The sequence below is a fragment of the Castellaniella sp. genome, from assembly GCF_034675905.1.
Lineage (GTDB): Bacteria > Pseudomonadota > Gammaproteobacteria > Burkholderiales > Burkholderiaceae_B > Castellaniella.
On the sequence record NZ_JAUCCV010000010.1, the window covers coordinates 242,475 to 267,394 of the forward strand.

At 62.9% G+C, this 24,920-nt stretch carries 20 protein-coding genes; 6 read left to right on the forward strand and 14 right to left on the reverse strand.

What is annotated here, in order from left to right:
• Nucleotides 1-103: 103 nt before the first annotated feature.
• A complete protein-coding gene (locus VDP79_RS11260) occupies nt 104-778 on the forward strand; it encodes a Crp/Fnr family transcriptional regulator (protein WP_323018292.1) in 675 nt (224 codons plus the stop codon).
• Between the two features lie 11 nt (nt 779-789).
• On the opposite strand, the gene VDP79_RS11265 is transcribed toward VDP79_RS11260, so the two are convergent.
• The 8 genes from VDP79_RS11265 to VDP79_RS11300 all read right to left on the reverse strand — a co-directional run bounded on the left by VDP79_RS11265 (nt 790) and on the right by VDP79_RS11300 (nt 9,783).
• Entirely contained in the window at nt 790-1,509 is a 720-nt protein-coding gene (locus tag VDP79_RS11265) for an ABC transporter ATP-binding protein (protein WP_323018293.1), read from the reverse strand.
• On the reverse strand, nt 1,503-3,437 hold the full coding sequence (locus VDP79_RS11270) for a branched-chain amino acid ABC transporter ATP-binding protein/permease (protein WP_323018294.1): 1,935 nt from the start codon (nt 3,435-3,437) through the stop codon (nt 1,503-1,505). The genes VDP79_RS11265 and VDP79_RS11270 overlap by 7 nt, the downstream gene beginning before the upstream one ends.
• Before the next feature lie 3 nt (nt 3,438-3,440).
• Nucleotides 3,441-4,316: a branched-chain amino acid ABC transporter permease gene (locus tag VDP79_RS11275; protein ID WP_323018295.1), complete on the reverse strand. Its 876-nt coding sequence runs from the start codon at nt 4,314-4,316 to the stop codon at nt 3,441-3,443.
• Nucleotides 4,317-4,427: 111 nt separating this feature from the next.
• A complete protein-coding gene (locus tag VDP79_RS11280; RefSeq protein WP_323018296.1) occupies nt 4,428-5,642 on the reverse strand; it encodes an ABC transporter substrate-binding protein in 1,215 nt (404 codons plus the stop codon).
• 129 nt (nt 5,643-5,771) lie between these two features.
• Nucleotides 5,772-6,692 carry a LysR substrate-binding domain-containing protein gene (locus tag VDP79_RS11285; protein WP_323018297.1) on the reverse strand — a complete coding sequence of 307 codons (921 nt, stop codon included), beginning with the start codon at nt 6,690-6,692 and terminating at the stop codon, nt 5,772-5,774.
• Between the two features lie 99 nt (nt 6,693-6,791).
• Nucleotides 6,792-8,093 (reverse strand): sulfate adenylyltransferase subunit 1, encoded by a 1,302-nt coding sequence (locus VDP79_RS11290; RefSeq protein WP_323018298.1) that lies wholly within the window; start codon nt 8,091-8,093, stop codon nt 6,792-6,794.
• Nucleotides 8,093-9,010: a sulfate adenylyltransferase subunit CysD gene (gene cysD / locus VDP79_RS11295; RefSeq protein ID WP_323018299.1), complete on the reverse strand. Its 918-nt coding sequence runs from the start codon at nt 9,008-9,010 to the stop codon at nt 8,093-8,095. The genes VDP79_RS11290 and cysD overlap by 1 nt, the downstream gene beginning before the upstream one ends.
• Nucleotides 9,007-9,783, reverse strand: a complete 777-nt coding sequence (locus VDP79_RS11300; protein ID WP_323018300.1) for a phosphoadenylyl-sulfate reductase — start codon at nt 9,781-9,783, stop codon at nt 9,007-9,009. Before VDP79_RS11300 ends, cysD begins: the two co-directional genes overlap by 4 nt.
• A gap of 262 nt (nt 9,784-10,045) precedes the next feature.
• On the opposite strand from VDP79_RS11300, the gene VDP79_RS11305 reads away from it, so the two are divergent.
• Both VDP79_RS11305 and VDP79_RS11310 read left to right on the forward strand, forming a co-directional pair.
• On the forward strand, nt 10,046-11,335 hold the full coding sequence (locus VDP79_RS11305; protein ID WP_323018301.1) for a Glu/Leu/Phe/Val dehydrogenase: 1,290 nt from the start codon (nt 10,046-10,048) through the stop codon (nt 11,333-11,335).
• The gene (locus VDP79_RS11310) at nt 11,335-12,309 is read left to right on the forward strand and encodes an asparaginase (RefSeq protein ID WP_323018302.1); all 975 of its coding nucleotides are present in this window, start codon (nt 11,335-11,337) and stop codon (nt 12,307-12,309) included. Before VDP79_RS11305 ends, VDP79_RS11310 begins: the two co-directional genes overlap by 1 nt.
• Before the next feature lies 1 nt (nt 12,310).
• On the opposite strand, the gene tdh is transcribed toward VDP79_RS11310, so the two are convergent.
• On the reverse strand, nt 12,311-13,336 hold the full coding sequence (gene tdh, locus VDP79_RS11315) for an L-threonine 3-dehydrogenase (RefSeq protein ID WP_323018303.1): 1,026 nt from the start codon (nt 13,334-13,336) through the stop codon (nt 12,311-12,313).
• Between the two features lie 74 nt (nt 13,337-13,410).
• The gene (locus tag VDP79_RS11320; RefSeq protein WP_323018304.1) at nt 13,411-14,619 is read right to left on the reverse strand and encodes a glycine C-acetyltransferase; all 1,209 of its coding nucleotides are present in this window, start codon (nt 14,617-14,619) and stop codon (nt 13,411-13,413) included.
• Between the two features lie 162 nt (nt 14,620-14,781).
• Between VDP79_RS11320 and VDP79_RS11325 the strand changes: the two genes are divergently transcribed.
• On the forward strand, nt 14,782-17,358 hold the full coding sequence (locus VDP79_RS11325) for an EAL domain-containing protein (protein ID WP_323018305.1): 2,577 nt from the start codon (nt 14,782-14,784) through the stop codon (nt 17,356-17,358).
• 78 nt (nt 17,359-17,436) lie between these two features.
• Here VDP79_RS11325 and VDP79_RS11330 read toward each other — a convergent pair whose 3' ends face one another.
• The 3 genes from VDP79_RS11330 to VDP79_RS11340 all read right to left on the reverse strand — a co-directional run bounded on the left by VDP79_RS11330 (nt 17,437) and on the right by VDP79_RS11340 (nt 21,008).
• Nucleotides 17,437-19,182, reverse strand: coding sequence for a TRAP transporter large permease subunit (locus tag VDP79_RS11330; RefSeq protein ID WP_323018306.1), 1,746 nt, complete (start codon nt 19,180-19,182; stop codon nt 17,437-17,439).
• A 2-nt stretch (nt 19,183-19,184) separates the two neighbouring features.
• Complete coding sequence (locus VDP79_RS11335; protein ID WP_323018307.1) at nt 19,185-19,796, reverse strand: TRAP transporter small permease subunit; 612 nt, start codon at nt 19,794-19,796, stop codon at nt 19,185-19,187.
• 123 nt (nt 19,797-19,919) lie between these two features.
• On the reverse strand, nt 19,920-21,008 hold the full coding sequence (locus VDP79_RS11340) for a TRAP transporter substrate-binding protein (RefSeq protein ID WP_323018308.1): 1,089 nt from the start codon (nt 21,006-21,008) through the stop codon (nt 19,920-19,922).
• A gap of 259 nt (nt 21,009-21,267) precedes the next feature.
• Between VDP79_RS11340 and VDP79_RS11345 the strand changes: the two genes are divergently transcribed.
• Nucleotides 21,268-22,461, forward strand: a complete 1,194-nt coding sequence (locus VDP79_RS11345) for an MFS transporter (protein ID WP_416233127.1) — start codon at nt 21,268-21,270, stop codon at nt 22,459-22,461.
• Nucleotides 22,462-22,520: 59 nt separating this feature from the next.
• Entirely contained in the window at nt 22,521-23,696 is a 1,176-nt protein-coding gene (locus VDP79_RS11350) for an MFS transporter (protein ID WP_323018310.1), read from the forward strand.
• Here VDP79_RS11350 and VDP79_RS11355 read toward each other — a convergent pair.
• Nucleotides 23,693-24,919 (reverse strand): HD-GYP domain-containing protein, encoded by a 1,227-nt coding sequence (locus VDP79_RS11355; RefSeq protein ID WP_323018311.1) that lies wholly within the window; start codon nt 24,917-24,919, stop codon nt 23,693-23,695. The two genes, VDP79_RS11350 and VDP79_RS11355, sit on opposite strands and share 4 nt — an antisense overlap.
• Nucleotide 24,920 lies beyond the last annotated feature (1 nt).

Consider the following 24,920-nt stretch of genomic DNA (forward strand, 5'->3'; position numbering starts at 1 on the left):
CAGTGCGCCTCTATCCGAGGCGTCATGCATCCTAAGGTACAGGGCGCATCCACGCCGGACTGTCGCACATATGACATTCACACATGATCTAGGGTAATTCCCCATGAACTTGTCACGGTCTCTGCAGACCCACGCGGCCTGGTTCGAATTGCTGGACGATGCCCAGCAGGCGCGGGTCATCCGGGACACCGCCGTGGCTCAGGTCGAAGCCGGCACCATCATCGAACACAAGGGCGTCGTGGCCGGCGCCTGGATCGGCGTGCTGGACGGTCTGATCAAGGTCTCGGTGGGCAATGCCGAAGGCAAGCTCGCCTCGCTGACAGGGGTGCCGGCCGGCGGCTGGATCGGCGAAGGCTCTCTGCTGAAACGCGAGGCCCGCAAATACGACATCATCGCCCTGCGCCGCAGCGTCATCGCCCGATTGCGCGGCGACACCTTCGACTGGTTGCTGGACAACAGCATCCCCTTCAACCGCTTTCTGCTGCACCAGTTGAACGAACGGGTGGCCCAATTCATCGGCAAGGCGGAACACGACCGCCTGCTGGCCCCGGACGCTCGGGTCGCGCGCTGCCTGGCCGAGCTATTCAACCCGCTGCTGTATCCGGGCAATTCCACCCGGCTGGAAATCACCCAGGAAGAAATCGGCTACCTGGCGCGGATATCGCGCCAACGCACCAATCAGGCCTTGCGCACCCTGGAAGCCGCCCGGCTGTTGAAAGTCGAATACGGCGCCGTCCAGGTGCTGGACCTGGACGGCCTGGGACAGTACGGAATATAAACAGGCGCCTGCTAGTGCCCGCCCAGATAGGCGGCGGCCACGGCAGGATCGCTGCGCAAGCGGGCAGCCGGCCCTTCGACGGCGATCCGCCCGTTTTCCAGCACATAGCCGTAATCGGCCACAGCCAGCGCGGCGGCGGCGAATTGCTCGACCAGCAGCATGGTGACGCCTTCGCTCTTCAAGCGCGAAATAATGCGAAACACCTCGTCGACCAGAATGGGCGCCAACCCCATCGAGGGTTCGTCCAGCAAAACGACTTCGGGGTTGAGCATGACGGCGCGGGCCATGGCCAGCATCTGCTGTTCCCCGCCCGACAGCGTGCCCGCCAATTGGGTACGGCGCTCTTTCAGGCGCGGAAAGAGTTCCAACGCCCGATCCAGGTCATGTGCCACATCCCCTTTGGCCCGGCTGCCGGTCAAGCGCGGAAACGCCCCCAGCAACAGATTGTCCGTCACGTTCAGCGTCGGGAACACACGCCGCCCTTCCGGTGAATGCGCCAGGCCCAGGCGGGCGATCCGGTGGGATTCCAAACCCTGGATCTGACGCCCATCCAGACTGATGGTGCCTGCCGTTGGCCGCAGCATGCCCGAGATCGCCTTCATGGTGGTGGTCTTGCCGGCTCCGTTCGAGCCGATCAGGGTCACAACCTTGCCGGCCGGCACTTCCAGGCTGACGCCGTGCAGCACTTTGACCTTGCCGTACCCGGCTTCCAGTTTTTCGATTTTCAGCATGCTTGGGCTCCTGCCTGTTCGCCGCCCAGATAGGCTTCGATCACCCTGGGGTCAGCCTGCACGTCCTGCGGCAGGCCCTCTGCAATTTTCTGGCCGAAGTCCAGCACCGAGACCGCATCGCAGATCCCCATCACCACGTCCATGTGATGCTCGATCAGGATGACGGTCAAGCCGCGTTCCTTGATCTTGCGCATGATGGCCAGCAGATCCTCGATGTCGGGCGCTGTCAGTCCTGCCGCCGGCTCATCCAGCAGCAACAGATGCGGGTCCAGGGCCAGCGCCCGGGCAATTTCCAGCAGACGCTGCTTGCCGTAAGGCAGGTTGCGGGCTTCTTCCTGAGCCAAGGATGCCAGTCCCACGAAATCCAGCAAGGCGTAGGCGCGCTCTCGGGCGGCCTGTTCTTCCCGGCGCCACAAGGGCAAGCGCAAGGCGATACTGCTCAGGCGGCTCTTGAAGGTGTGGTGCAAACCGACCAGGACGTTTTCCAGCGCCGTCATTTCTCCGAACAGCTGCACGTTCTGGAAGGTCCGGGCGACGCCGCGCGCCGCGATCTCGGACGAGGTCAGACCCGACAGGTCCTTGCCGGCGAACACCACCGACCCGGAGGTCGGCACATAGATGCCGGTCAGCACGTTCATCATCGTGCTCTTGCCCGAACCATTGGGACCGATCAGACCGTGGATGGTGCCTCGGCGCACTTCCAGATCGACCTCGTTCAGGGCCCGCAGGCCGCCGAACTGCATGATGGCCTGGCTGACTGAGAGCAGCACGCCATGCGAGGCGTCCGGATCCCGGCCCACCTGGGCCAGGCCTGCCGCCACCGATACCGGCGGCGGCGCGTCATGGCGATGGCGTCCCCAAAACTGGCTGATGAAACCGACGATGCCATCGGGCAGGTAGTAGACGACGAACAGGATCATCAGCCCGAAGATCGTCAGACGCCAGTCGGTCATCTGCTCCAGGACCATCGAACCCACGGCCAGCACCAGTGCGCCGGCCACGGGCGCCGCCATCCGTTTCCAGGTCGCCCGGCCCCGCCGCACGGCCAGCGTCGCCCCGACGGTCACCAGCACCGCCAGACCGATGGCCAGCGGCCGGAACGTGGACACGTCATCCAGCATCTTGGGCAGCAAGACGATGATGGCCGCGCCCAGCAAGGCGCCGGAGCGAGTCTTGCGACCGCCCATGATGATGGCCAGCAGGAACAGCACCATCAGTTCGAACGTATAGGTATTGGGCGAAATGTACTGTTCGGAATAGGCGTGCAGCGCCCCCGACAGCCCCGCCAGCCCTGCGCTGATCACGAAAGCCACGACCTTGTAGCGATAGACGGACACCCCCATGCAATCGCAGGCGATCGGGCTGTCGCGCAAGGCCTCGAAGGCCCGTCCATAATGCGAACGCGCCACCCGCTCGGTAAACAGCACCGATAGCGCCAGCAGACCCAGCACCAGCCAGAAAAATTCCGGGCCGGTCAGCATGTGGTCGCCGATCATGGGTTTGTCCAGGCTGATCCCCATGGGGCCTGCCGTCAGGAAATCCATTTCGTTGATCAGAATCTGGATGATGGTGCCGAAAGCCAGCGTCACCATGGCCAGATAAGGCCCCGTCACCCGCAGGGACGGCAGCGCCAGGATCGCCCCGAACACTGAGGTCACGGCGATGGCGGCGGGAATCGTCAGCCAGAACGGCAGATTCAGATGCAGAATCAGCGCGCCCACCGTATAGGCGCCGATGCCGAACAGCCCGGCATGGCCCAGCGACACCTGGCCGGTGTAGCCCACGACGATATCCAGACCCAGCAGCAGGACGGCGTAGATCAGAATGGTTTCGATCAGATGCAGGTAATAGGGGTTGCTCACCGCCAGCGGCACTGCCGCCAGGACCGCCACCAATACTACGAACGACAGCAAAGACTTCTTGTTCATGGATCAGACCTTCTTGATGGCGGTTTTGCCAAACAGACCGGCCGGACGCACGGTCAGCACCAGCAGCAGCAGAATCAGGCCCGGCACATCCTTGTAGCCGGTGGACAGATAGAAGCCCGTCATGGTCTCCATCACCCCCAGCAACAGGCCGCCGACGATGGCGCCCATGCCGCTGGTGAGCCCCCCGACAATCGCCACCGCAAAGGCCTTCAGGCCCAGCACGGCGCCCATCGAAGCGCCGGTCAATGTCAACGGCGCCACCAGGACGCCGGCAAACGCTGCCGTCAACGACGACAGCGCATAGGAAAACGTGATGACCAATTTGGTATTGATGCCCATCAGGCCCGCCGCATCCCGATCCCCGGATGTCGCGACCACGGCCTTGCCGTAGATAGAGCTGCGGTTGAACAGTTCAATGGCTCCCATGATCAACAGGGCGCCCGCCACCACCAGCAATTCCATGGGCAGGATGCGCGCACCCAGCACCGTGAACGGCGTCTCGGACACCGGTGAGGGGAAACGCAGCGCATCACGACCCCAGATGTTTTCCGCCATATTGCGAAAAATGATGCCCAGGGCGATCGTCGCCATGATCCAGCCGAATTCGGACCGGGCCTCGATCGCCGGGCGCACCGCGACCCGTTCGACCACGGCACCCTGCAGCATCCCGAAAATACAAACCAGGGGGATCATCAGCCAGTAGCTGATGCCGAACCCCACCAGGGTCAAGCCAACCAGCCCGCCCAGCATCAAGGCGTCGCCCTGGCCGAAGTTCAGGGTCTCGGAGGTGGCATACGTCAATTGGTACCCGAAGGCGATGACCGCATAGATCATGCCCAAAGCAATGCCGCTATAGGCAAGCTGCAGAAAAATCGTCATGACACATTCCAGCAAAATGCGCCGTCCGGCGAGGTCTGGCCGCACCGACGGCGCTACAAAGCAGCTCCCCCGCCCTATCAGGCCGCGACGGGGGGCATCGATCAGGCAGGTTTACTGTGCGGACTGGCCGGAGTTGGCCACGCTGCGCTTTTCGTCTTCGGGGTGCGCGAAGACCACGCGGCCCTTGGAGACCTCGCCCATGTAGACCGTGTCCGGGCTATCGATGGTTTCGTGGTCGGACGTCGAATAGGGCTGCTTGTAGGTCATGATGACGCCCTCGATCGGCTTTTGCAGATTTTCCAGTGCGGCGCGGATATCCGGCCCCTTGGTATTGCCGGCCTGCTCGATGGCAGCCGCCAGCAGCAGGACCGAGTCATACCCCTGGGCGGCGGACACAGCCGACTCGATCACCCCGTTTTTCGGCTGGCCGTCCTTGATGTAGGCGTCGATGAAGGCCTTGCGTTTCGGGGTGTTGGGGTTCTGGATGAAGGTCTGCGGCATCAATGCGCCATCGCCGTTGGCGCGCGCCGTGTCGATGAAGTTTGCCATGGCCAGGGTCCAGCTGCCGATCATCGGCACCTTCCAGCCCAGTTTGGCCATGCCGTTGGCCAGTTGCGCCAATTCAGGCCCAATGCCGTAGGTCAGCAAGGCTTCGGCCCCGGCTTCCTTGGCACGCAGCAACTGCGCGGTCATGTCCACATCGCCAATATTGAATTTTTCCACCACGACTGGTTTGACGCCCAGTTTTTCCAGCGCCTTTTCCATGTCCTCACGTCCCAACTGACCATAGTTGGTGGAATCGGCCATGATGGCGACTTTCTTCAGACCGCGCTTGGTCACGGCCTCGGCCGCGATCATGGGCGCCTGGATGTTGTCGGCAGCCGACGTACGGAAAATGTAGTTGGCTTCGTATTTCGGCTTCTCGAACTGGCGTGACACCACGGTGCCGGTCGATACGTTGACGATGGCGGGGATTTCGGCTTTTTGGTAGAAGCGGGTCGCTGCCAGCGCGACCCCGGTGTTGATGAAGCCCACCGTCGCCACCACATTTTCACGGCTGATCAGTTCCTGGGCAATCTGGACGCCACGTTCGTTCTTGGCTTCGTCATCGCGTTCGATCAGTTCCAGCTGGCGGCCCAGCACGCCGCCGTTGGCGTTGATGTCCCGGGTAGCCAGGCGCACGCCTTCGCGCATGCTGACGCCCATCGACGACGAGCCCCCGGTATAGGGGCCGGACACCCCGATCTTGATCGTATCAGCAGCGTACGCGGTGGCGGCCAGGGACAGCGACAAGGCGGCGGCCAGGCAGGTCTTGGAAAATTTCATGAGGTCTCCTGTTTTGATGTGGCCGACGGTCATGTCGGTCATAAGTGGTATCGGCGAAAGTCTAGCGATCCACCACAGGAGCGGTTGGAAAATGCATCGGGACAGGGCGGAAAATAATTCCGCACCTCGTCAGTCCCCTAGGGGAAACCGGGGAATCCGGCGGCAAAGATCCCTGAGCCATAGGGAAAACGATAGCCTGCCCCCCACCAGTGGCATGGAGGCATCGTGGCACAGGTAGTAGTGGGAATCCGGCGCTGCCGTGATGGGAAAGGGCGCCACCAGCTGTCCCGACTGCAGGCTGTCGCTGGCCAGGCTGCGGCGCGCGATCATGACGCCCTGTCCGGCGCAAGCGGCCGCCATGGCCATGCCCAGATCAAAGTAGCTGATCCCTTCTTCGGGCTCGGGCCAGTCCAGTCCCGCCGCCTCGAACCAGGGTTTCCAGGGGTCCAGCGGACTGTGCAGCAAATGGTTGAGCTGCAGATCGGACGGCCGGCGCAAAGGCCCATGGCGGTGCAGGTATTCCGGCGAACACACCGGAAACACCACATCGTCGGTCAAGAGCTCGGAGACCGCCCCCGGATAGCGCCCCAGCCCGAAACGAATCCATAAATCTGCCTGTGTCGGCCCGATGTCCAGATACGGGATGGACATCACCACGCTGAGATCCAGGTTGGGATGCGCCCGCATGAATTCATGCAGATGCGGCCCCAGCACCCAATGGCCGAACGACGGCGTGGTAACCAGCCGCAGACTGTCTCGCGGTTTTTGCGCCCGGTGATGCAAAGACACGTTCGACAGCAGGTGCAGCGCGGTTTCGATCTGTTCCAGATATTCGTGCCCGATGGCCGTCAGCGCCACGCCCCGGCTGCCGCGTTCGAACAGGGGTTGGCCCAACAGAGCTTCCAGCTGCGTGATGCGCTTGCCTACTGCGCTGGCCGTAATGCACAGTTCCTCGGCGGCACGGCCAAAGGAGCCCAGCCGGGCGGCGGACTCAAACGCCCGTATCGTCGCCAGGGACGGCAGGCGGATGTTCTGTTGGGCGAGTGACATGATCGCAGGATCCCAAACACCGGTATGGAAGAGTGATCTGGCATTGTGTCACACCCCCCGGTCACCGCCTACCCGGCCTTCAGGCGCCTGCGGCTTCGCTCACCCTGCCCGCACCAGGCCGGCCGCCGCCGTTTGGTTCGTGGCGGTATCGATCAGAATGAAAGACCCCGTCGCCCTTTGTGTTTCATAGTCGTCCAGCGCCAGCGCATCCCGGGTGCGCAAACGAACCCGGCCGATGTCGTTCATGGCCAGGGTGCCGTTCCACTCGACAGACCGCAACTCATGGATGTCGCGCCGGGTCTGCACCGCCTGAATCCGGACCTGGGTCAGGCGGCTGCCTAATTTCAGCCAATACAGCCGGGCCGGGTTCAGGGCCTGCTGATCCAGCCAGCACAGATCCGCCTCGAAATCCTGCCGCAATACCGGCCGCGCATGCTCATCGACCAGCAGGTCGCCCCGCGATACATCGATATCCCGGTCCAGCACCACCGTGATGCTATCGCCGGGCAGCGCTTCATCCAAGGCCTGTTCCCCGCGCAGCAGACGGGTGATCACGGCGGTTTCCTGGCTGGGCAATACCTGCACGACGTCGCCCACCCGCCATGCCCCGCCTTGCAACTGGCCCGCATAGCCGCGGAAGGCATTCGGCCCGCTGCCCTGGTGACGGATGACCCACTGCACGAAAAACCGGGCATGGCCATTGCCCTGATGCGGGTCCAGCGGCAAGGATTCCAGCAGGGTCAGCAGCGGCAAGCCCTGATACCAGGGCGTCAGTTCACTGCGCTGCACCACGTTGTCCCCGGACAAGGCCGACAAGGGCACAATATGAAAATGCGGGATATTCAGCCGCGCCGCCAGATCCTGATAGGCGGCGTGGATCTGATCGAACACCGACTTGTCCCACCCCACCAGATCCATTTTGTTGACCGCAACGACGATGTGCTGCAGCCCCAGCAGCCGCGCCAAGGTACTGTGCCGCTTGGTCTGCGGCAACAGTTCGCCATCGGCCACACGGCTGGCGTCGATCAGGATGATGGCGGCATCCGCCGTGGATGCGCCGGTCACCATATTGCGCGTGTACTGCTCGTGTCCTGGCGCATCGGCCACAATGAATTTACGCGCCGGGGTCGCAAAGTAGCGGTAGGCGACATCAATGGTGATGCCCTGCTCGCGTTCCGCCTCCAGGCCATCGGTCAGCAGGGCCAAGTCGTACTGCGCATCCGGCGCCCGTGTGTATTTCGACCCGGCGATGGCCTGCAGCTGGTCGGCGAATACCCCCTTGCTGTCGAGCAGCAGCCGCCCGATCAGGGTGGATTTGCCGTCATCCACGGACCCCGCCGTAATCAGGCGCAGCACCCCGGTTTCACCGGCCGCCGGCCACTGTTCATTGATCGCATTCATCAGAAATATCCTTGTTTCTTGCGCCGTTCCATCGACGCTTCCGAAGTCTGGTCATCCATGCGCGTCGCGCCGCGCTCGGTCAAGGTGGCGACTGCCGTTTCCGCAATGATGTCGGCTGGCGTCGCGGCATCGGACGCCACCGGGCATGTGCAGGACACGTCACCCACGGTGCGAAAGCGCACCGTCAGCTGTTCTTCGTGCTCGCCTTCGCGCAGCGGCGTCAAAGCGGTCACGGGAACCAGCAGCCCCTGGCGACGCACGACGTCGCGCTGATGGGCGTAATACAGCGGCGCCAACGCCAGCTGCTCACGTTCGATGTATTGCCAGACATCCAGCTCCGTCCAATTGGAAATGGGAAACACGCGGATGTTTTCACCGGGATGGACGCGCGTGTTGTACAGGTTCCAGAGTTCCGGTCGCTGGGCCTTGGGGTCCCACTGACCAAATTCGTCGCGAAATGAACAGATGCGTTCTTTGGCGCGAGCTTTTTCCTCGTCGCGCCGGGCGCCGCCGATGCAGGCGTCAAAACCGAATTCCGCAATGGCCTCCAGCAATGTCGTCGCCTGGGCCGCATTGCGGGAATCCGTGGCATGGCGCAGCACCACCGTGCCCCGGGCGATGGAATCCTCCACGCCGCGCACGATCAACTCTTCGCCCAGTTCCGCCACACACTGATCGCGAAAGGTAATGACTTCCGGGAAGTTATGCCCCGTGTCGATATGCATCAGAGGAAAGGGAAAACGCCCCGGACGAAAGGCCTTTTCCGCCAGCCGCAGCAGCACGCAGGAATCCTTGCCGCCGGAAAACAGCAGCACGGGCCGGGCGCACTCGGCGGCGACTTCGCGCAAGATATGGATGGCTTCGGATTCCAGCCAATCCAGATGAGTACGGGTAGAGGAAGCGATGGCAGTCGTCATGATGAAAAGGTAGATTCAACAGAAGCAGGAGGGGCAGGATCATCCGCACGCGGGCGCACCCCGGGACGATCCGCCAGATTGGAGGCATGCAGGCCGCATTCACGGCTGTCGCGCTGTTCCCACCACCAGCGGCCGGCACGCGGGTCTTCGCCCGGCCGCACCGCGCGTGTACAGGGCTCACAGCCGATCGAGGGATAGCCCCGGTCATGCAGCGGGTTGTAGGGAATGCCCAGCGCCCGGACCACCGCCCAGACCTCGTCGTTTGTCCAGGCCGCCAGCGGATTGAATTTCTGCAGGCCGAACGTCTCGTCCCATTGGGATTCCGGCAGTTCCGTGCGCGTGACGGACTGCTCCCGACGCTGGCCCGTGATCCAGGCCGTGTGGCCGGCCAAGGCGCGGCGCAGGGGTTCGACCTTGCGGATGCCACAGCATTCCTTGCGTAGCGCGACGCTCTCGTAAAAGGCGAATTCGCCGTGCGCCGCCACATGCGCCTGTACGGCGGCCGGATCCGGGTGCATGATTTGCACGGCGATGCCGTAGCGATCACGGATCACATCCGTCATGGCCAGCGTTTCGGCATGCAGCCGCCCGGTATCCAGCATGAACACCCCCAACGGCCGCGGCAACTGGGCCAGCGCATGGATCAGCAAAGTGTCCTCAACCCCCATGGACGAGGCCAGCACGGCATCCGGGTAGTCTGCTGCAATTTCGTCCAGACGAGCCAGCAGGTCCTGCCAATGGCGCGACAAGGCAGCGGTCAGGGAGGTAGGCATAGGACGCTCCAGTCAGGAAGGCCGGCGGCCAAGACAGCACAGGCCCGCCAGCAAGAGCATCCAGTGTGCCCGCACGGTTGCGGCAACGGAACGAACAAATCGTTGATTCCATATAACCCTGGAAATGCCGGACGCAGGACTATCGCGCCCTTGTCCGAGCACCTATTTTCCGCCCCCTTGCCCACAGGCAATCCGGGTGGCACTAAAATGGTGTCAGTTGTATGTCCTTGTCCTCTCTGAATTCATAAAAAGGCTGCACACCATGGCTGAACCGCATTCTCACCCCTTGCCCTCGTACCTGGACCCGGCGCACCCCGGCCCCTGGGGGATCTACCTGGAACAGGTCGACCGGGTCACTCCGTACCTGGGCAACCTGGCCCGCTGGGTCGAAACCCTCAAGCGCCCCAAGCGCATCCTGATCGTGGATGTGCCGGTCGAACTGGACAACGGCACGGTAGCTCACTTCGAAGGCTACCGGGTGCAGCACAACACCTCGCGCGGGCCTGGCAAGGGCGGCGTGCGCTTTCACCAGGATGTCACTCTTTCCGAGGTCATGGCCCTGTCGGCCTGGATGTCGGTGAAATCCGCGGCGGTCAATCTGCCGTTTGGCGGCGCCAAGGGCGGCATCCGCATCGATCCGCGCCAGCATTCCCAGTCCGAGCTCGAACGCATCACACGCCGCTACACCAGCGAAATCCACGACATCATCGGACCCAATAAAGACATCCCCGCACCGGACGTGAACACCAACGGCCAGATCATGGCCTGGATGATGGACACGTACTCCATGAACGAAGGCCGCACCACGACCGGCGTCGTGACGGGCAAGCCGGTTTCCCTGGGCGGCAGCCTGGGCCGCATCGAGGCCACCGGGCGCGGCGTCTACGTCATCGCCTGCGAAGCCGCGCGCGAATCCGGTATCGACATCAAGGGCGCCCGCGTGGCGATCCAGGGTTTCGGCAATGTGGGCGGCACGGCGGCACGCCTGTTCCATGATGCCGGCGCCCAGGTCGTCGCCGTCTACGACCACACCGGCGTGGTCTACAACGCACGGGGCCTGAACGTCCCGGCGCTCAGCGAGCACGTCCGCGAACACGGCGGCGTCGCCGGCGCGGCGGATGCCGATACCCTGACACCGCAAGAATTCTGGTCTCTGGAAACCGACATCCTGATCCCGGCCGCCCTGGAAGGCCAGATTACGCATGAAAATGCCGATCTGATCCACACCCGCATCCTGGTCGAAGGCGCCAACGGCCCCACCACCCCCGAAGCGGATGACATCATCTCGGCCAAGGGGACGATCATCGTGCCCGACGTGGTCGCCAACGCCGGCGGGGTCACGGTCAGCTACTTCGAATGGGTGCAGGATTTCTCCAGCTTCTTCTGGACGGAGCAGGAAATCAACCACCGCCTGGAAGCCATGATGCGTTCCGCCTACAGCGCCATGTCGAGCGTGGCGCGCCAGCATGGGGTGTCCTTGCGCACAGCGGCCTTTATCGTGGCCTGCTCGCGCATCCTCGAAGCCCGCCAGGTGCGCGGCCTCTACCCCTGATGCAACGTCTGCTGCTGATCGGTACCGGCGGCACCATTGCCGCCACGGCCACCGATGCCCGCCGATTGACCGACTACCAGGTCACTCAGGGCATCGAGGCCATGCTGGCCGCCATCCCGGGGGCCGGCACGTTGGCCGATATCCGCTGCGAACAGCCGTTCAATGTGGATAGCCGGGCGCTGCACACCACACAGGTGCTGCAACTGGCCCGCCGTGTGCAGCAGGCTGTACGCCAGGCGGATGTCGATGGCGTCGTCATCACGCATGGCACCGACAGCCTGGAAGAAACCGCTTTTCTGCTGCACCTGGTCACCGACAGCCCCAAGCCCATCGTCCTGGTGGGCGCCATGCGTCCGGCCTCGGCGCCCAGCGCCGACGGCCCCCTGAATCTGATCAACGCTTTATTGGTCGCCCGCGATCCGGCCAGCATGGGGCGCGGCGTCATGATCGTCATGAATGACGGCATTCTGGCCGCCCGCCAGGCGGCCAAAGGCCATACCACCCGGGTCGACGCCTTTGGCGGCGACGGCCTGGGCATGCTGGGGGCAGTCTGCGACGGGCGGGTGCACTATGCCCAACGTCCCAACCCCCGCACCGTACCGGCCTTTCACCTGACCGGCTTGCGATCCCTGCCGGCGGTGGACATCATCAGCGACTACCAAGATGCTCCCGTGCATCCTTATCAGGCAGCCATCCAGGCCGGAACACGCGGCATCGTGGTGGCCGGCATGGGCAACGGCAGCCTGAGCATCGCCGCCGAGCGCGGCTGCGCCCAGGCGATCCGCCGAGGCCTGATCTGCGTACGGGCCAGCCGCGTGCCTCGCGGCGCCGTGACGCCCAAGGACTCTGATGCGGAAACCGGCCTGCTGGCCGCCCATGACCTGAATCCGCTGCAGGCCCGCATTGCGCTGCGCCTGGCCTTGGCGCATGGCCTGGACCATGCCGCCATCGGGTCGCTGTTGCAAGAACTGTAGATCAGCTCCAGTCCAGAACCACCTTGCCGCTTTGCCCTGACAGCATCGCCTCGAACCCCTGACGGAAATCCGCCACCGGGTAATGGTGGGTCAGAATGGGCGACAGATCCAGGCCGCTTTGCAGCATGGCCACCATCTTGTACCAGGTCTCGAACATCTGCCGGCCATAGATGCCCTTGATTTCCAGGCCCTTGAAGATCACTTGGCTCCAGGCCGCCCCCACGCCATCCGGCAAAATGCCCAACATGGCGATCTTGCCGCCATGGTTCATCTGTTCCAGCATCGTCGCAAAGGCGCTAGGTACTCCGGACATCTCCAGCCCGACGTCGAACCCTTCGGTCATGCCCAGTTCGCGCATCACGTCACGCAGGTCTTCCCGGGCCACATTCACCGTGCGGCGGGCCCCCATGCGGGCGGCCAGATCCAGACGGTAATCGTTCACATCGGTGATGACGACGTTGCGCGCGCCCACGTGGCGGGCGATGGCGGCCGCCATCGCGCCGATGGGACCTGCGCCGGTGATCAGCACGTCCTCGCCCACCAGATCGAAGGCCAGCGCCGTATGTGTCGCATTGCCATAGGGATCGAAAATCGCAGCCAGATCATCGGACACGTCATCCGGAATGCGAAAGGCGTTGAACGCCGGGATCACCAGATAATCGGCAAAGGCGCCGGGCCGATTCACCCCCACGCCCTGCGTATTGCGACACAGATGGCGGCGCCCTGCCCGGCAATTCCGGCAATGGCCGCAGGTGATGTGACCTTCGCCGGAGACCCGGTCGCCGATCTTGAAACCCTGGACTTCCTGGCCGATTTCCACGACCTCGCCCACGTATTCATGACCCACATGCATGGGGACAGGAATCGTGCGCGCCGCCCATTCGTCCCACTTCCAGATATGGATGTCGGTCCCGCAAATCGCCGTCTTGCGAATGCGGATCAGTATGTCGTTGTGACCGATGGCGGGCTTGGGGACGTCCACCATTTCCAGTCCCACCGCGGGCTGGGTCTTGGCCAAGGCTCTCATGGAAACTCCAATAGGCGAAAAACGCAGACTGCGAACGCAGTCTGCCGAATCAATATCAGATCACGCGGCGGGCATCAGGCCTGCCCGATCACACCCAGATCCCGGCCGACCTGGGCGAAAGCCGCCACCGCCCGATCGATATCCGCCAGCGTATGCGCGGCGCTCATCTGCGTGCGAATGCGGGCCTTGCCCTTGGGGACCACCGGATAGGAAAAACCGATCACATAGATGCCTTGTTTCAGCAGGGCGTCCGCCATACGGCTGGCCAGCGCGGCTTCACCCAGCATGACGGGAATGATGGGATGCTGCCCCGGCACCAGGGTAAAGCCCAGCGCCTGCATGGCTTGGCGGAAGTGCTGGCCGTTACGGTGCACCTGCGATCGCAGCCGATCGCCCTCGGCCTCCTGCAACAGCGTCAGCACCCGGCGGGACGCCGCCACGATGGACGGCGCCAAGGTATTGGAAAACAGATAAGGGCGTGAGCGCTGGCGCAACAGATCGACAATGACGGGATCAGCGGCCACGTAGCCGCCCGAGGCCCCGCCCAGCGCCTTGCCCTGCGTGCCCGTCAGGATGTGCACCCGTCCCTGGACGCCGCAGTATTCGGGCGTGCCGCGCCCTCCGGGGCCCATGAAACCCACCGCGTGGGAATCATCGACCATGACCAGGGCGTCGAATTCATCGGCCAGGTCGCAGATGGCGGACAGGTCGGCAATGATGCCATCCATCGAAAATACGCCATCCGTGGCAATCATCACGTGGCGGGCGCCGCCATCCCGGGCGGCCTGCAGCTGCGTGCGCAGATCCGCCATGTCGTTGTTGGCGTAGCGATAACGGTGCGCCTTGCACAGCCGTACGCCATCGATGATGCTGGCATGGTTCAGGGCATCGCTGACGATGGCATCCTGCTCATCCAGCAGGGCCTCGAACAAGCCGGTATTGGCGTCGAAACAACTGGAATACAGAATCGCAGCGCCCATGCCCAGCCACTGCGCCAATTCGGATTCCAGCGCTTTATGTCCGGACTGCGTGCCGCAGATGAACCGCACGGATGCCATGCCGAAGCCATCGGCGGCCAAGCCCGCCTGGGCGGCCTGGATCAGGCGGAGGTCATTGGCCAAGCCCAGGTAATTGTTGGCGCAGAAATTCAGCACCTTGGCGCCGTCTGACAGTTCGATCTGCGCGGCCTGCTGGCTGGCGATGATGCGTTCGGATTTGTAGAAGCCGTCGGCGCGCAACTGCCCGATCCGGGCCTGCATATCGGCAAGAAATGCCTGGGACATGATTCACCTTTTGGGGAAATGCCAATAACTGCCTGGCATTGTACGCCGGGGCGCTTTCCGCCTGACAATCGGTGAAACTGTTGACAATCCGCCAGCCTGTGCACACTATTGTTTTGCAACGCTACGCCCTATGATTGCAACATCTGTTCTCACTTCAGCCCTATGCGCCTGCATCCACGCGTCATTCCTGCGGTTTTCCGGCTGGCCCTGGCATGCTTGCTGGGTCTGGCCGCCGCTCGGGCGCAGGCTCTGACCCTGAAGGTCGGCATCTACGATCAGAAACCCGATGTGTATATCAATGCCAACGGCCAGCCCGCCGGCATCCTGGGCGAACTGCTGAACGAAATCGCCCGCCGCGAAGGCTGGACCCTGCAGACCCAGGCCTGCACCTGGGCGGACTGCATGCAATTGCTGGTCAGCCGCAAGATCGATCTGCTGCCCGACGTCTACTACACTCCGGAACGCGCTCAGACTTTCAGCTTTCATCACGTTCCTGCCCTGCACAGCTGGTCACAGATATACGCGCTGCCCACCAATTCCCTGCGCGCCATCACCGATCTGAAACACCACACCATCGCCGTCCTGGCTGGTTCCACCCAACAGGATTATCTGCACACCACGCTCAAAGCCCTGAACATCGATGCCCAGCTGGTGCCGGTCCAAAGGCTGGAAGAAGGCTTCCAGATGGTGAACCGCCACCAGGTCGATGCAGTCGCTGCCGATTTCTACATCGGTGAACTGACCGCACGAGACTACAACCTCAACTCGACCGCGATCATCTTTCAGCCTACCCAGGCTTTTTTCGCTACGCCGAAAGGCACGCACTCCGAAGTCCTGGCAGCCATCGACCGCTATCTGAGTACGTGGCAGGCGGATCCGAATTCTTTTTATTTCCGCACGCTGGATCACTGGCGATCCCCCTCCACCCCATCCACGCTGGGGCGCGACGCGGCCTGGATCATGGCGGGCCTGGCCAGCCTGCTGGCGCTGGTGCTGCTCATCGTCCTGTGGCTGAAAATCCAGATGCGCCACCAGCACCAGCGACTACAGTCCAGCGAGCGGCGGCTGGATGCCATTCTTGATAGCGTCGACGCCATCGTCAGCATCAAGGACCCAGGCGGACGCTACGTCTTCGCCAACCGCAAACTCGAAGAATTCCTGGGCATCGGCCCGGGGGAAATCATCAGCCGACGCGACGCGGACTTCATCACCGACCCGCAGTCGCTGAGCTCGATCGAACAAAGCGATCAGGCCATCCTGAGCACACGTGAACGCAACGTCATCCAGCAGGTCATCAAGCGCCCGAACAGCACGGATTCACGCACGCTGCTGACCATGAAGGCGCCGCTGTACAAGCCCGATGGGGGCATCGAAGCCATCTGCGTCGTCGCCACCGACATCACCGACCGCCTGCTGGCGGAAAAAACTGCCCATCGCCTGACGTTCTACGACAACCTGACCAACCTGCCCAACCGGCGCATGGCGCTGGAGCGCCTATCGCAACAGATCGAGCGCTCGCAGCAGGACAAAACCTACGGCGCCCTGCTGCAGCTCGACCTGGACAGCTTCAAGAAAATCAACGACACGCAGGGTTATCGGGTGGGCGACCAGGTCCTGTCCGCCATCGCCGAACGACTGACCCATGCCACGCGGGAACGCGATCTGGTGGCCCATACCAGCGCCGACGAATTCGTGGTGCTGATCGACGGCCTGGGACCGGAACAGCACGAGGCCGCCCGTACGGCCATGCACATCGCAGACAAGCTGCGACGAGCCATCTCGGGCAGCGCCCTGACCGTTCAGAACACGCCGGCCTTCATCACCGCCAGCATCGGCCTGACCCTCATCCACGCCGGCAGCCAGGATACCGACCGGGTCATGCGCGAGGCCGACATGGCCACCCAAAGAGCCAAGGAACGCGGCGGCAACCAGGCCGCCTTCTACGAGCAGGACCTGCAGGCCGAGGTCGAGCAGCGGCTCTGGCTGGAACACGACTTATTGCAGGCCATCGGCACCCCGCAGCTGTCCCTGCACCTGCAGCCGCAATTCGGCCAGGACGGCCACGTCACCGGGGGCGAACTGCTGGCCCGCTGGATGCACCCCCACCACGGAGCGATCTCGCCCGCCCTGTTCATCCCGGTGGCCGAGGAATCGGGCCTGATCAACCTGCTGGGCGCCTGGACCCTGGGGGTCGCCTGCGACACACTGCTGACGCTGCAAGCTCTAGGAGAGACCTACCCGCTGTCGATCAACGTCAGCCCCAAACGCCTGATGGATCCGCAGTTCGTGGAGTACGTGCACAACATGCTGGAACAGAAAGGCCTGCCCGGCAACCGCCTGATCTTCGAAATCACCGAAGGCGTCCTGATCCAAGACATCCAGGCCGTCACCCAGCGCATGCAGGCGCTGTCCCGGCTGGGCATCCGCTTTTCCATCGACGATTTCGGCACAGGCTATTCCAACCTGGCCTATCTGAAACGCTTGCCGCTCTATGAGCTGAAAATCGACAAGAGCCTGATCCAGGATCTGCCCCACGACACCGACAGCATCGCCATCGTGCAGATGATCCTGGCCATGGCCGACCAGCTGAATCTGCGGGTCGTGGCCGAAGGCGTCGAAACCGAAGACCAATCCCGCTTCCTGTTCCAGCACGACTGCCATGCCCTGCAGGGCTTCCTGCTGGCGCGGCCCATGCCCATCGGCACCTGGCTACAGAGCGTACGCGAACGCCGCGCGTGACCTCTTTAAAGGAAAAACGCCCCGCGCCGATTGCTCGGGGCGGGGCGTGTTGCCGGCGTTCGCCGGCAGACTGCCGTCCTACTTGAACATCTTGTTGTAGTCCTCATCGGAAGGCGCCGATGGGGCCGCGCTGGACGGCGTTGCAGACGATCCGGCGTCGCCGCCATACAGGTTGGCGGCATCGCCGTAGCCGCCTCCCCCATAGCCGCCGAAATTGCCTGCATCGATCTTGATGTCCTCGATATTGACCTGGGGCCGGTCCGCCTTGTAGTGCGTCACCATGCCCGGGAACATCAGGACGGCGATGACCATGACGATCTGGATGATGATGAAGGGCAGCGAACCCCAATAGATCTGACCGGTCGTGACCTTGGCGATGGTCTTGCCGGTGACCTTGTCCAGATAGTCATCCTTGGGCGCCACCGATCTCAGGTAGAACAGAGCGAAGCCAAACGGCGGATGCATGAAGGACGTCTGCATATTGACCGCCAGCAGCACCCCCAGCCAGATCAGATCGATGCCCATCTTGTCAGCCACCGGCCCGATCAAGGGGACGATGATGAAGGCCAGCTCGAAGAAATCCAGGAAGAAGGCCAGGCCAAAGGTCAGCAGGCTGACGACGATCAGGAAGCCCATCTCGCCGCCCGGCAGACCGGTCAGCAGGTGCTCGACCCACAAATCGCCATTCACGCCCCGGAAGGTCAGGCTGAATACCGACGAACCGATCAGGATGAACACCACGAAGCAGGTCAGCGTCGTGGTCGTGTCCATGGCCTGGCGCAACAACTTGAAGTTCAGCCGGCGCTTGATGACCGCCATGATCAAAGCGCCCACCGCCCCCATGGCCCCGCCTTCGGTAGGGGTGGCCACGCCGATGAAGATCGTGCCCAGCACCAGGAAAATCAGCGCCAAGGGCGGAATCATCACGAACGTGACGCGCTCGGCGATCTTCGACAGCAGTTTCAGGCGCAAGATCTTGTTCAGCAACGCCATGACGAACGCTGCCGCGCCCCACAGCAGGATGCTGGTGACGATCAGTTCGTCCACGTGGGCCTGCGGATCCAGCAGGTACTGCACCCCTACGTAGGAGATTCCGACTGACAACGCCATCAGCACCAGCAGAGACGGGACACCATGACCACCGCTGGGCTCGATGAACGTACGGGCTTCGGGCGGGATGGCTGGCGCGGCCTTGGGACGGAACATCGCCACCGCCACCACGTACAGGATGTACAGCCCCGTCAGGGCAAAGCCCGGCAGGAAAGCGCCCTTGTACATGTCGCCGATGGATCGACCCAACTGGTCAGCCAGCACGATCAGCACCAGCGAAGGCGGAATGATCTGTGATAGCGTCCCTGATGCTGCAATCACCCCGGCGGCCAGCCTGCGGTCATAACCGTACCGCAGCATGATCGGCAGGGAAATCAAGCCCATGGAAATCACCGATGCCGACACCACGCCGGTGGTAGCCGCCAGCATGGCGCCCACCAGAATGACCGCGATGGCCAAGCCGCCGCGCAAAGGCCCGAACAGCTGCCCGACAGTTTCCAGCAGGTCTTCGGCCATACCGGATCGTTCCAGAATCAGGCCCATGAAGGTAAAGAACGGCACCGCCAACAAGGATTCGTTGGACATGACCCCGAACACTCGCTGCGGCAAGGCCTGAAACAAGGAAGGCGTCAGCAGGCCCAGGTCAATCCCGACCAGACCAAACAAAATACCATTGGCAGCCAGTGAAAAAGCAACCGGGAAACCCAGCAGCAGCAGGATGACCAACATGCCGAACATGATCGGCGCCATATAGGCAAGCAATAAGGCTTCCATGATCAGCGCTCCTCGTGCGAGGCGGACTCGCGTTGCGCCGCTTCACGGGCGATTTCGTCAGCCAGTTCTTCTTCGGCCGATTTGCCCACATGCGTGTCACGAGGATCCGGGCAAAGCCCGCCCAGGCAGCCAATGCACTTGATCAGATGCGACACGCCTGCAGCCACCAACAGCGCAAAGCCGACGGGGATCAGGAATTTCGCGGGCCAGCGAATCAATCCACCGGCATTGGAGGACTGTTCCAGGTTCACGAATGAATCCATGAAGAACGGCCAGGACAGCCACATGATCAGGCTGGCCATGGGCAACAGGAAGAACACGACACCAAAAATTTCGACGTAGAGCTGTGTGCGGCGGGAAAAATGGGCCGCCAGCACATCGACGCGGACATGTTCGTTTTTCAGCAGGGTATAGCCGGCAGCCAGCAGAAAGACGCCGCCAAACAGATACCACTGTAATTCGAGCCAGGCATTGGAACTGAGATTGAAGAGCTTGCGCACCGTTGCATTGGTGGCGCTGACGAGCACGGCAAGCAGGATCAACCAGGTCACAGCCTGACCCACGCGGCGATTGATGGCATCAATCACCCGCGACAAGGCTAGGAGTGTTTTCATGATGAAGATCAGTCAAAAATAAGGAGAGCGCCCGGACACGCACCAGCCCCCGCAAGCGGGGGCTGGTGCGAAAACCGGCGACACAGGCCAGCCCGAAAAGGCCGGCACAAGACGCGCAAGCGCCTATTTAGTCGCTGAGGCCAAGTACTGGTCGAAGCTGCCTTCGGCGATCCGGAACCAGGGGATTTCGTGGTCGCGGAAGCCCATGTAATCGTCATGGATCTTCTTGAAGCCGGGATCCTTAGCGGACAGTTCCGCATAGGTTTCCTGGGCGGCCTTGAAGCAGGCATCCATGACGGGCTTCGGGAAGGCCCGCAATTTGGCGCCTTCGCCGATCAGGCGCTTCAAGGCGTTGGGGTTTTCCGCGTCGAAGGTACCGATCATGGTGTTGGTAGCCAGCGCCGACGCCTGATCCAGCACTGCCTGGTAGTGCTTGGGCAGGGCCTCGTATTTGTCCTTGTTCACATACAGGGACACTTGCAGCGTGCCTTCCCACCAGCCCGGGAAGTAGTAATACGGCGCCACACGGTGGAAGCCGAGCTTTTCGTCGTCGTAGGGACCGATCCATTCAGCCGCATCGATCGTGCCTTTTTCCAGGGACGGATAGATGTCGCCGCCAGCGATCTGCTGAGGCACCACGCCGAGCTTCATCAGCACCGCGCCGGCAAACGCGGCCGTGCGGAACTTCAGGCCTTTCAGGTCGTCGACCGTTTTGACTTCCTTGCGGAACCAGCCGCCCATCTGGCAGCCCGTATAGCCGCAAGGGAAATTCACGATATTGAACTTGGCAAACAGTTCCCGCATCAATTGGCGGCCATTGCCATGCATCACCCAGGCATTGTGCTGGCGCGTATTCAGGCCAAAGGGCACAGCGCCGTCAAAGCACAGCGACGGGTCCTTGCCGAAATAGTAGTAGGACGCCGTATGGCCGCATTCGACGGTGCCGTTCTGTACGCCATCGAGCACGCCCAGCGCCGGCAGAATTTCGCCGCCAGGAAAGGCACGAATCTGGAATTTTCCGCCCGTGGCTTCGGAGACGAATTTCGCGACGTTTTCGCCGCCGGAATAAATCGCATCCGCACTGCGCGGGAAGCTGGAAGCCAGGCGCCAGGTAAGGGTAGGCGCATCCTGAGCGAAGACGGGAGCGGCGAGAGTGGTACCGCCGGCGGCTACGCCAAAGGCGGCCTTCTTGAGGAAGGAACGACGTTGCATGAGAGAGAGCCCCTATGAGTTGATGGTAAACCCGGATTTTTGTACTGTTTTGTAAACAGCGAGAGCGCGCGAATTGTCTCCCGAATACGACAGACGGCGCAATCAGTAATAACGCTTAGCAGCTTCTGAAACCGAATCCGCCTATTTATGTATCCCAGGGTGCACAGACAGCAATTTCCTTGCGCGGACAGCGCTTTGCCACCCGCAATAGGGATGGCCTTATGCGACAATGAACGATTCCATTCCGATGTTCCCATCCGTGTCAGATTCCCCCGACTCCTTCAGCCTGCGCCAGATTGCATTGCCGGCCTTCGGCCCCTCATTGCTGTTCGGTCTGGGCGAAGGCGCCATCTTTCCTGTCCTGGCGCTCAGCGTCCGCGACATGGGCGCCAGTTCCGCCGTCGCAGGCCTGATCGTGGCCCTGATCGGCGTCGGGTCTCTCCTGGCCAACCTGCCTGCGGCTGCCCTGGCCACCCGCTACGGCGAACGACGGGCCATGGTCGGCGCATCGGCATTCAGCCTGTTGGGACTGGTCCTCTGTCTGCTGGCCTCGAACCCTTGGGTGTTCGGACTCGGCGTGTTCATGATCGGCTTGGCCAGCGCTGTCTTCCTGCTGGCCAGGCAGACCTTCCTGGTCGAAGCCGTTCCCCTGCACATGCGCGCCCGCGCCATGTCCACCCTGGGCGGCACCATGCGCATCGGCATGTTCATCGGCCCCTTTGCCGGCGCTGGCCTGATCCACCTGATGGGGCTGGACGGCGCCTACTGGCTGTCGATGCTGGCGATGCTGGGGGCGGGCATCATTTCCCTGGCCATCCCCGACCTCGAGCCCCGCACGGCAGGCCCGTCAGGGACTCCTCCACCCCGGGTCAGCATGCTCGCCATGCTGCGCCAGCATGCGCGCATCATGCTGACCCTGGGGATTGCCACATCGCTGGTCTCGGCGCTGCGCGCCTGCCGGCAGATCGTCATCCCTCTCTGGGCCGACCACATCGGCCTGGACGCGGCATCCACTGCGCTGATCTACGGCCTGATGGGAGCGGTGGACATGCTGCTGTTCTACCCCGCCGGCAAGGTCATGGATCAGCACGGCCGGCTATGGGTGGCGCTGCCCTGCATGCTGATCATGGGATTGAGCCTGCTTGCCATGCCCTGGACGACCGATTTCAACAGCCTGCTGGCCGTGTGCATCGTGCTGGGATTCGGCAACGGCATCGGCTCGGGCATCCTCATGACCATCGGGGCTGACGCCTCTCCGCGCGAAGGCCGCACGGTCTTTCTGGGCCTATGGCGCCAGATCACCGACCTGGGCGGCGGCGGCGGGCCCCTGCTGCTGTCAGGCTTGACGGCAGTGGCGTCGTTGGCGACCGGCATTGCCGCCGTCGGCGGCATGGGCCTGCTGGCAGCCTGGATGTTCTGGCGCTGGCTGCCCAGGGGCACGGTACTCAGGTGATGGCCGCCCCTCCCCGGCCTCTCGCTGCAAGCCTCGGCCCGCCGCCCACGACCAACGGGATGCGGGCCGCCTTGTTTCTGGTGCTGATCGGCATCTGCGCAGCCCTGCACATCTGGAAGCTGCCGCCCGCCCTGCCGCAGCTGCAGGCCCAGTTCCAGCTGAGTCTGGTGCAATCAGGCTTTCTGCTGTCTGTGGTGCAAATGGGCGGCATGGCGCTGGGTCTGCCGGTCGGCCTGATGGCTGAACGCATCGGCCTGCGCCGCTGCATCCTGATCGGTTTGGCCACCCTGGCGCTGGCCTCCGCTCTGGGAGCCTGGCTGGACTCCGCCCTGGCCATTCTATTGTGCCGAGCCCTCGAAGGCTGCGGCTTTCTGATGGTCGCCATGCCGGTGCCGTCCCTGATCCGCCGGCTGATGCCGCCGGAAAATCTCAGTCGTATCATGGGTTTGTGGGGCTGTTACATGCCGCTGGGAACCGTGATCATCCTGCTGTCGGGGTCCTGGGTGATCCGTCTGGGTAATTGGCAGCTGCTGTGGCTGCTGCTGGCTGTCCTGACGCTGGCCTGTTTTCTGCTGACGCTGTCCCTGGTGCCGCCGGACCCGGCGCGCGACGACCGCCCTCATCCGGCGGCGCTGATGCTGACGCTCACAACACTGAGATCACAGAACGTCTGGCTGGTCGCCCTGACGTTCGGCGCCTATGCCAGCCAATGGATCGCCGTGATCGGTTTTTTGCCGACGATTTATGTGTCAGCAGGCATCGCCGGCACCACCGCCGGTGTGCTGACCGCCATCGTGGCCGGGGTCAACGCCATCGGCAACCTGGCCGCCGGGCGCCTGTTACACCGTGGCGTTCAGGCCTGGCAATTGCTGCTGCTGGGCCTGGGCGCCATGATCCTCTGCGCCTATGCCGCGTTCGGCGCCCATCTACCGGCCGCAGTACAGTTTCTGGCCGTCCTGGCTTTTTCCATGGTGGGCGGCCTGGTGCCCGCGACCTTATTCGTCCTGGCCTTAACGCTGGCGCCTAGCCCGCAGACGACATCGACCACCATCGGCTGGATGCAACAGTGTTCGTCGCTAGGCCAGTTCCTTGGACCGCCACTGGTCGCCTGGGTCGTCAATCAGGCGGGGGGCGACTGGCAATGGACCTGGGTGGCCACCAGTGCACTGGCGCTGGCAGGCATCGGCCTGACACTGCAGATCCGGCGCCGCACCCTGAGAAACCGCGAAGCCTAGTCGAGGATCGGCGGCACCGGCAGCCCTGATTGCGCCCAATCCACAGGCGCGCGCACCGGCAGCACGCCGCTGCCGCAATCCGGATCCGCCAGGTTGACACGGCGTTCCGGGATCGCATGGGCCCAGCGGATGGAATAGAAAACCTTGACCACCGGCAATTCCGGCAGATCAGGGTTCTGAGCCACCACCAAACCCAATTCGCTATTGATCAAGCTGATGATGGAACCCACCGGGTAGCGGCCGACCGAGCGGACGAAAGCCCCCAGCACGTCCATATCGAACTGGCCTTCCGCATTGAGCATTTTGAACAATGTGAAGGCCGGATCCCAACCCTTGCGATACGGGCGGCTGGACGTCATTTCATCGTAGAAATTACAGATGGCCGCCATCCGCGAGAGCAGGCCTATCTGCTTGCCGACCAACTGATCCGGGAACCCCTTGCCGTCCATGCGCTCGTGGTGATGCAGGCAGACCTCGACGACCTCGGGCGGGATGGACGGATCGGCCCGCAGCACGGCAGCCCCCGCAGCAGGATGCTGGCGCAGCAATTCCTGAGGAGGCTGAATGGGACGACCGATCTTGCCTGTCGGATCGGCAGGATCGCGAACCTTGCCGATATCATGCAACAAGCCGGCCATCCCGGCCAGATGCACGTGTGCGTCGGCCAGCTTCATGGTACGCGCCAACGCCGTCATCAAGGCGGCAACCGCCACGGAATGGGCATACAGATATTGATCGGCTCTTTTGATACGGGCCAGGCTGGTCAAGGCGTCGGGATGGCCATCCAGCGAGTCGGCCATATCCTGCACCAAGCCCTGGACCTGGCTCAGGTCCAGCTTGCTGCCCAATTCGGCCTCGGCAAACAGCTGTTTGACCTGATCCCGGGATTCATCAAGGATTTCCTTGGCGTCATCAAAGACCTGCTGTTCGCTGGTCGCCCGTGGCGCAGCCGGCCGATCCGGCGCAGTCGCGACAGCAGCGGAGCCAGCCACGCCAGCCGCAGCTACCGGCGCAGCTGCTGACACGGTACTTGCCCCTACATCCAAGCCTCGATCCGTATCGATCAGCACCCATTCCAAGCGCGAACCCTGCAGTTTTTTCAGCTTGCTGTCGCTGGAAATCAGGAAGCGCGACCGCCAGAAGGAATGATCCAGGAAGGATCCCCCCAGATCCTGAACATACATGCCCACGCATAACTGGGAAACGGGAACTTTTTTAATCATG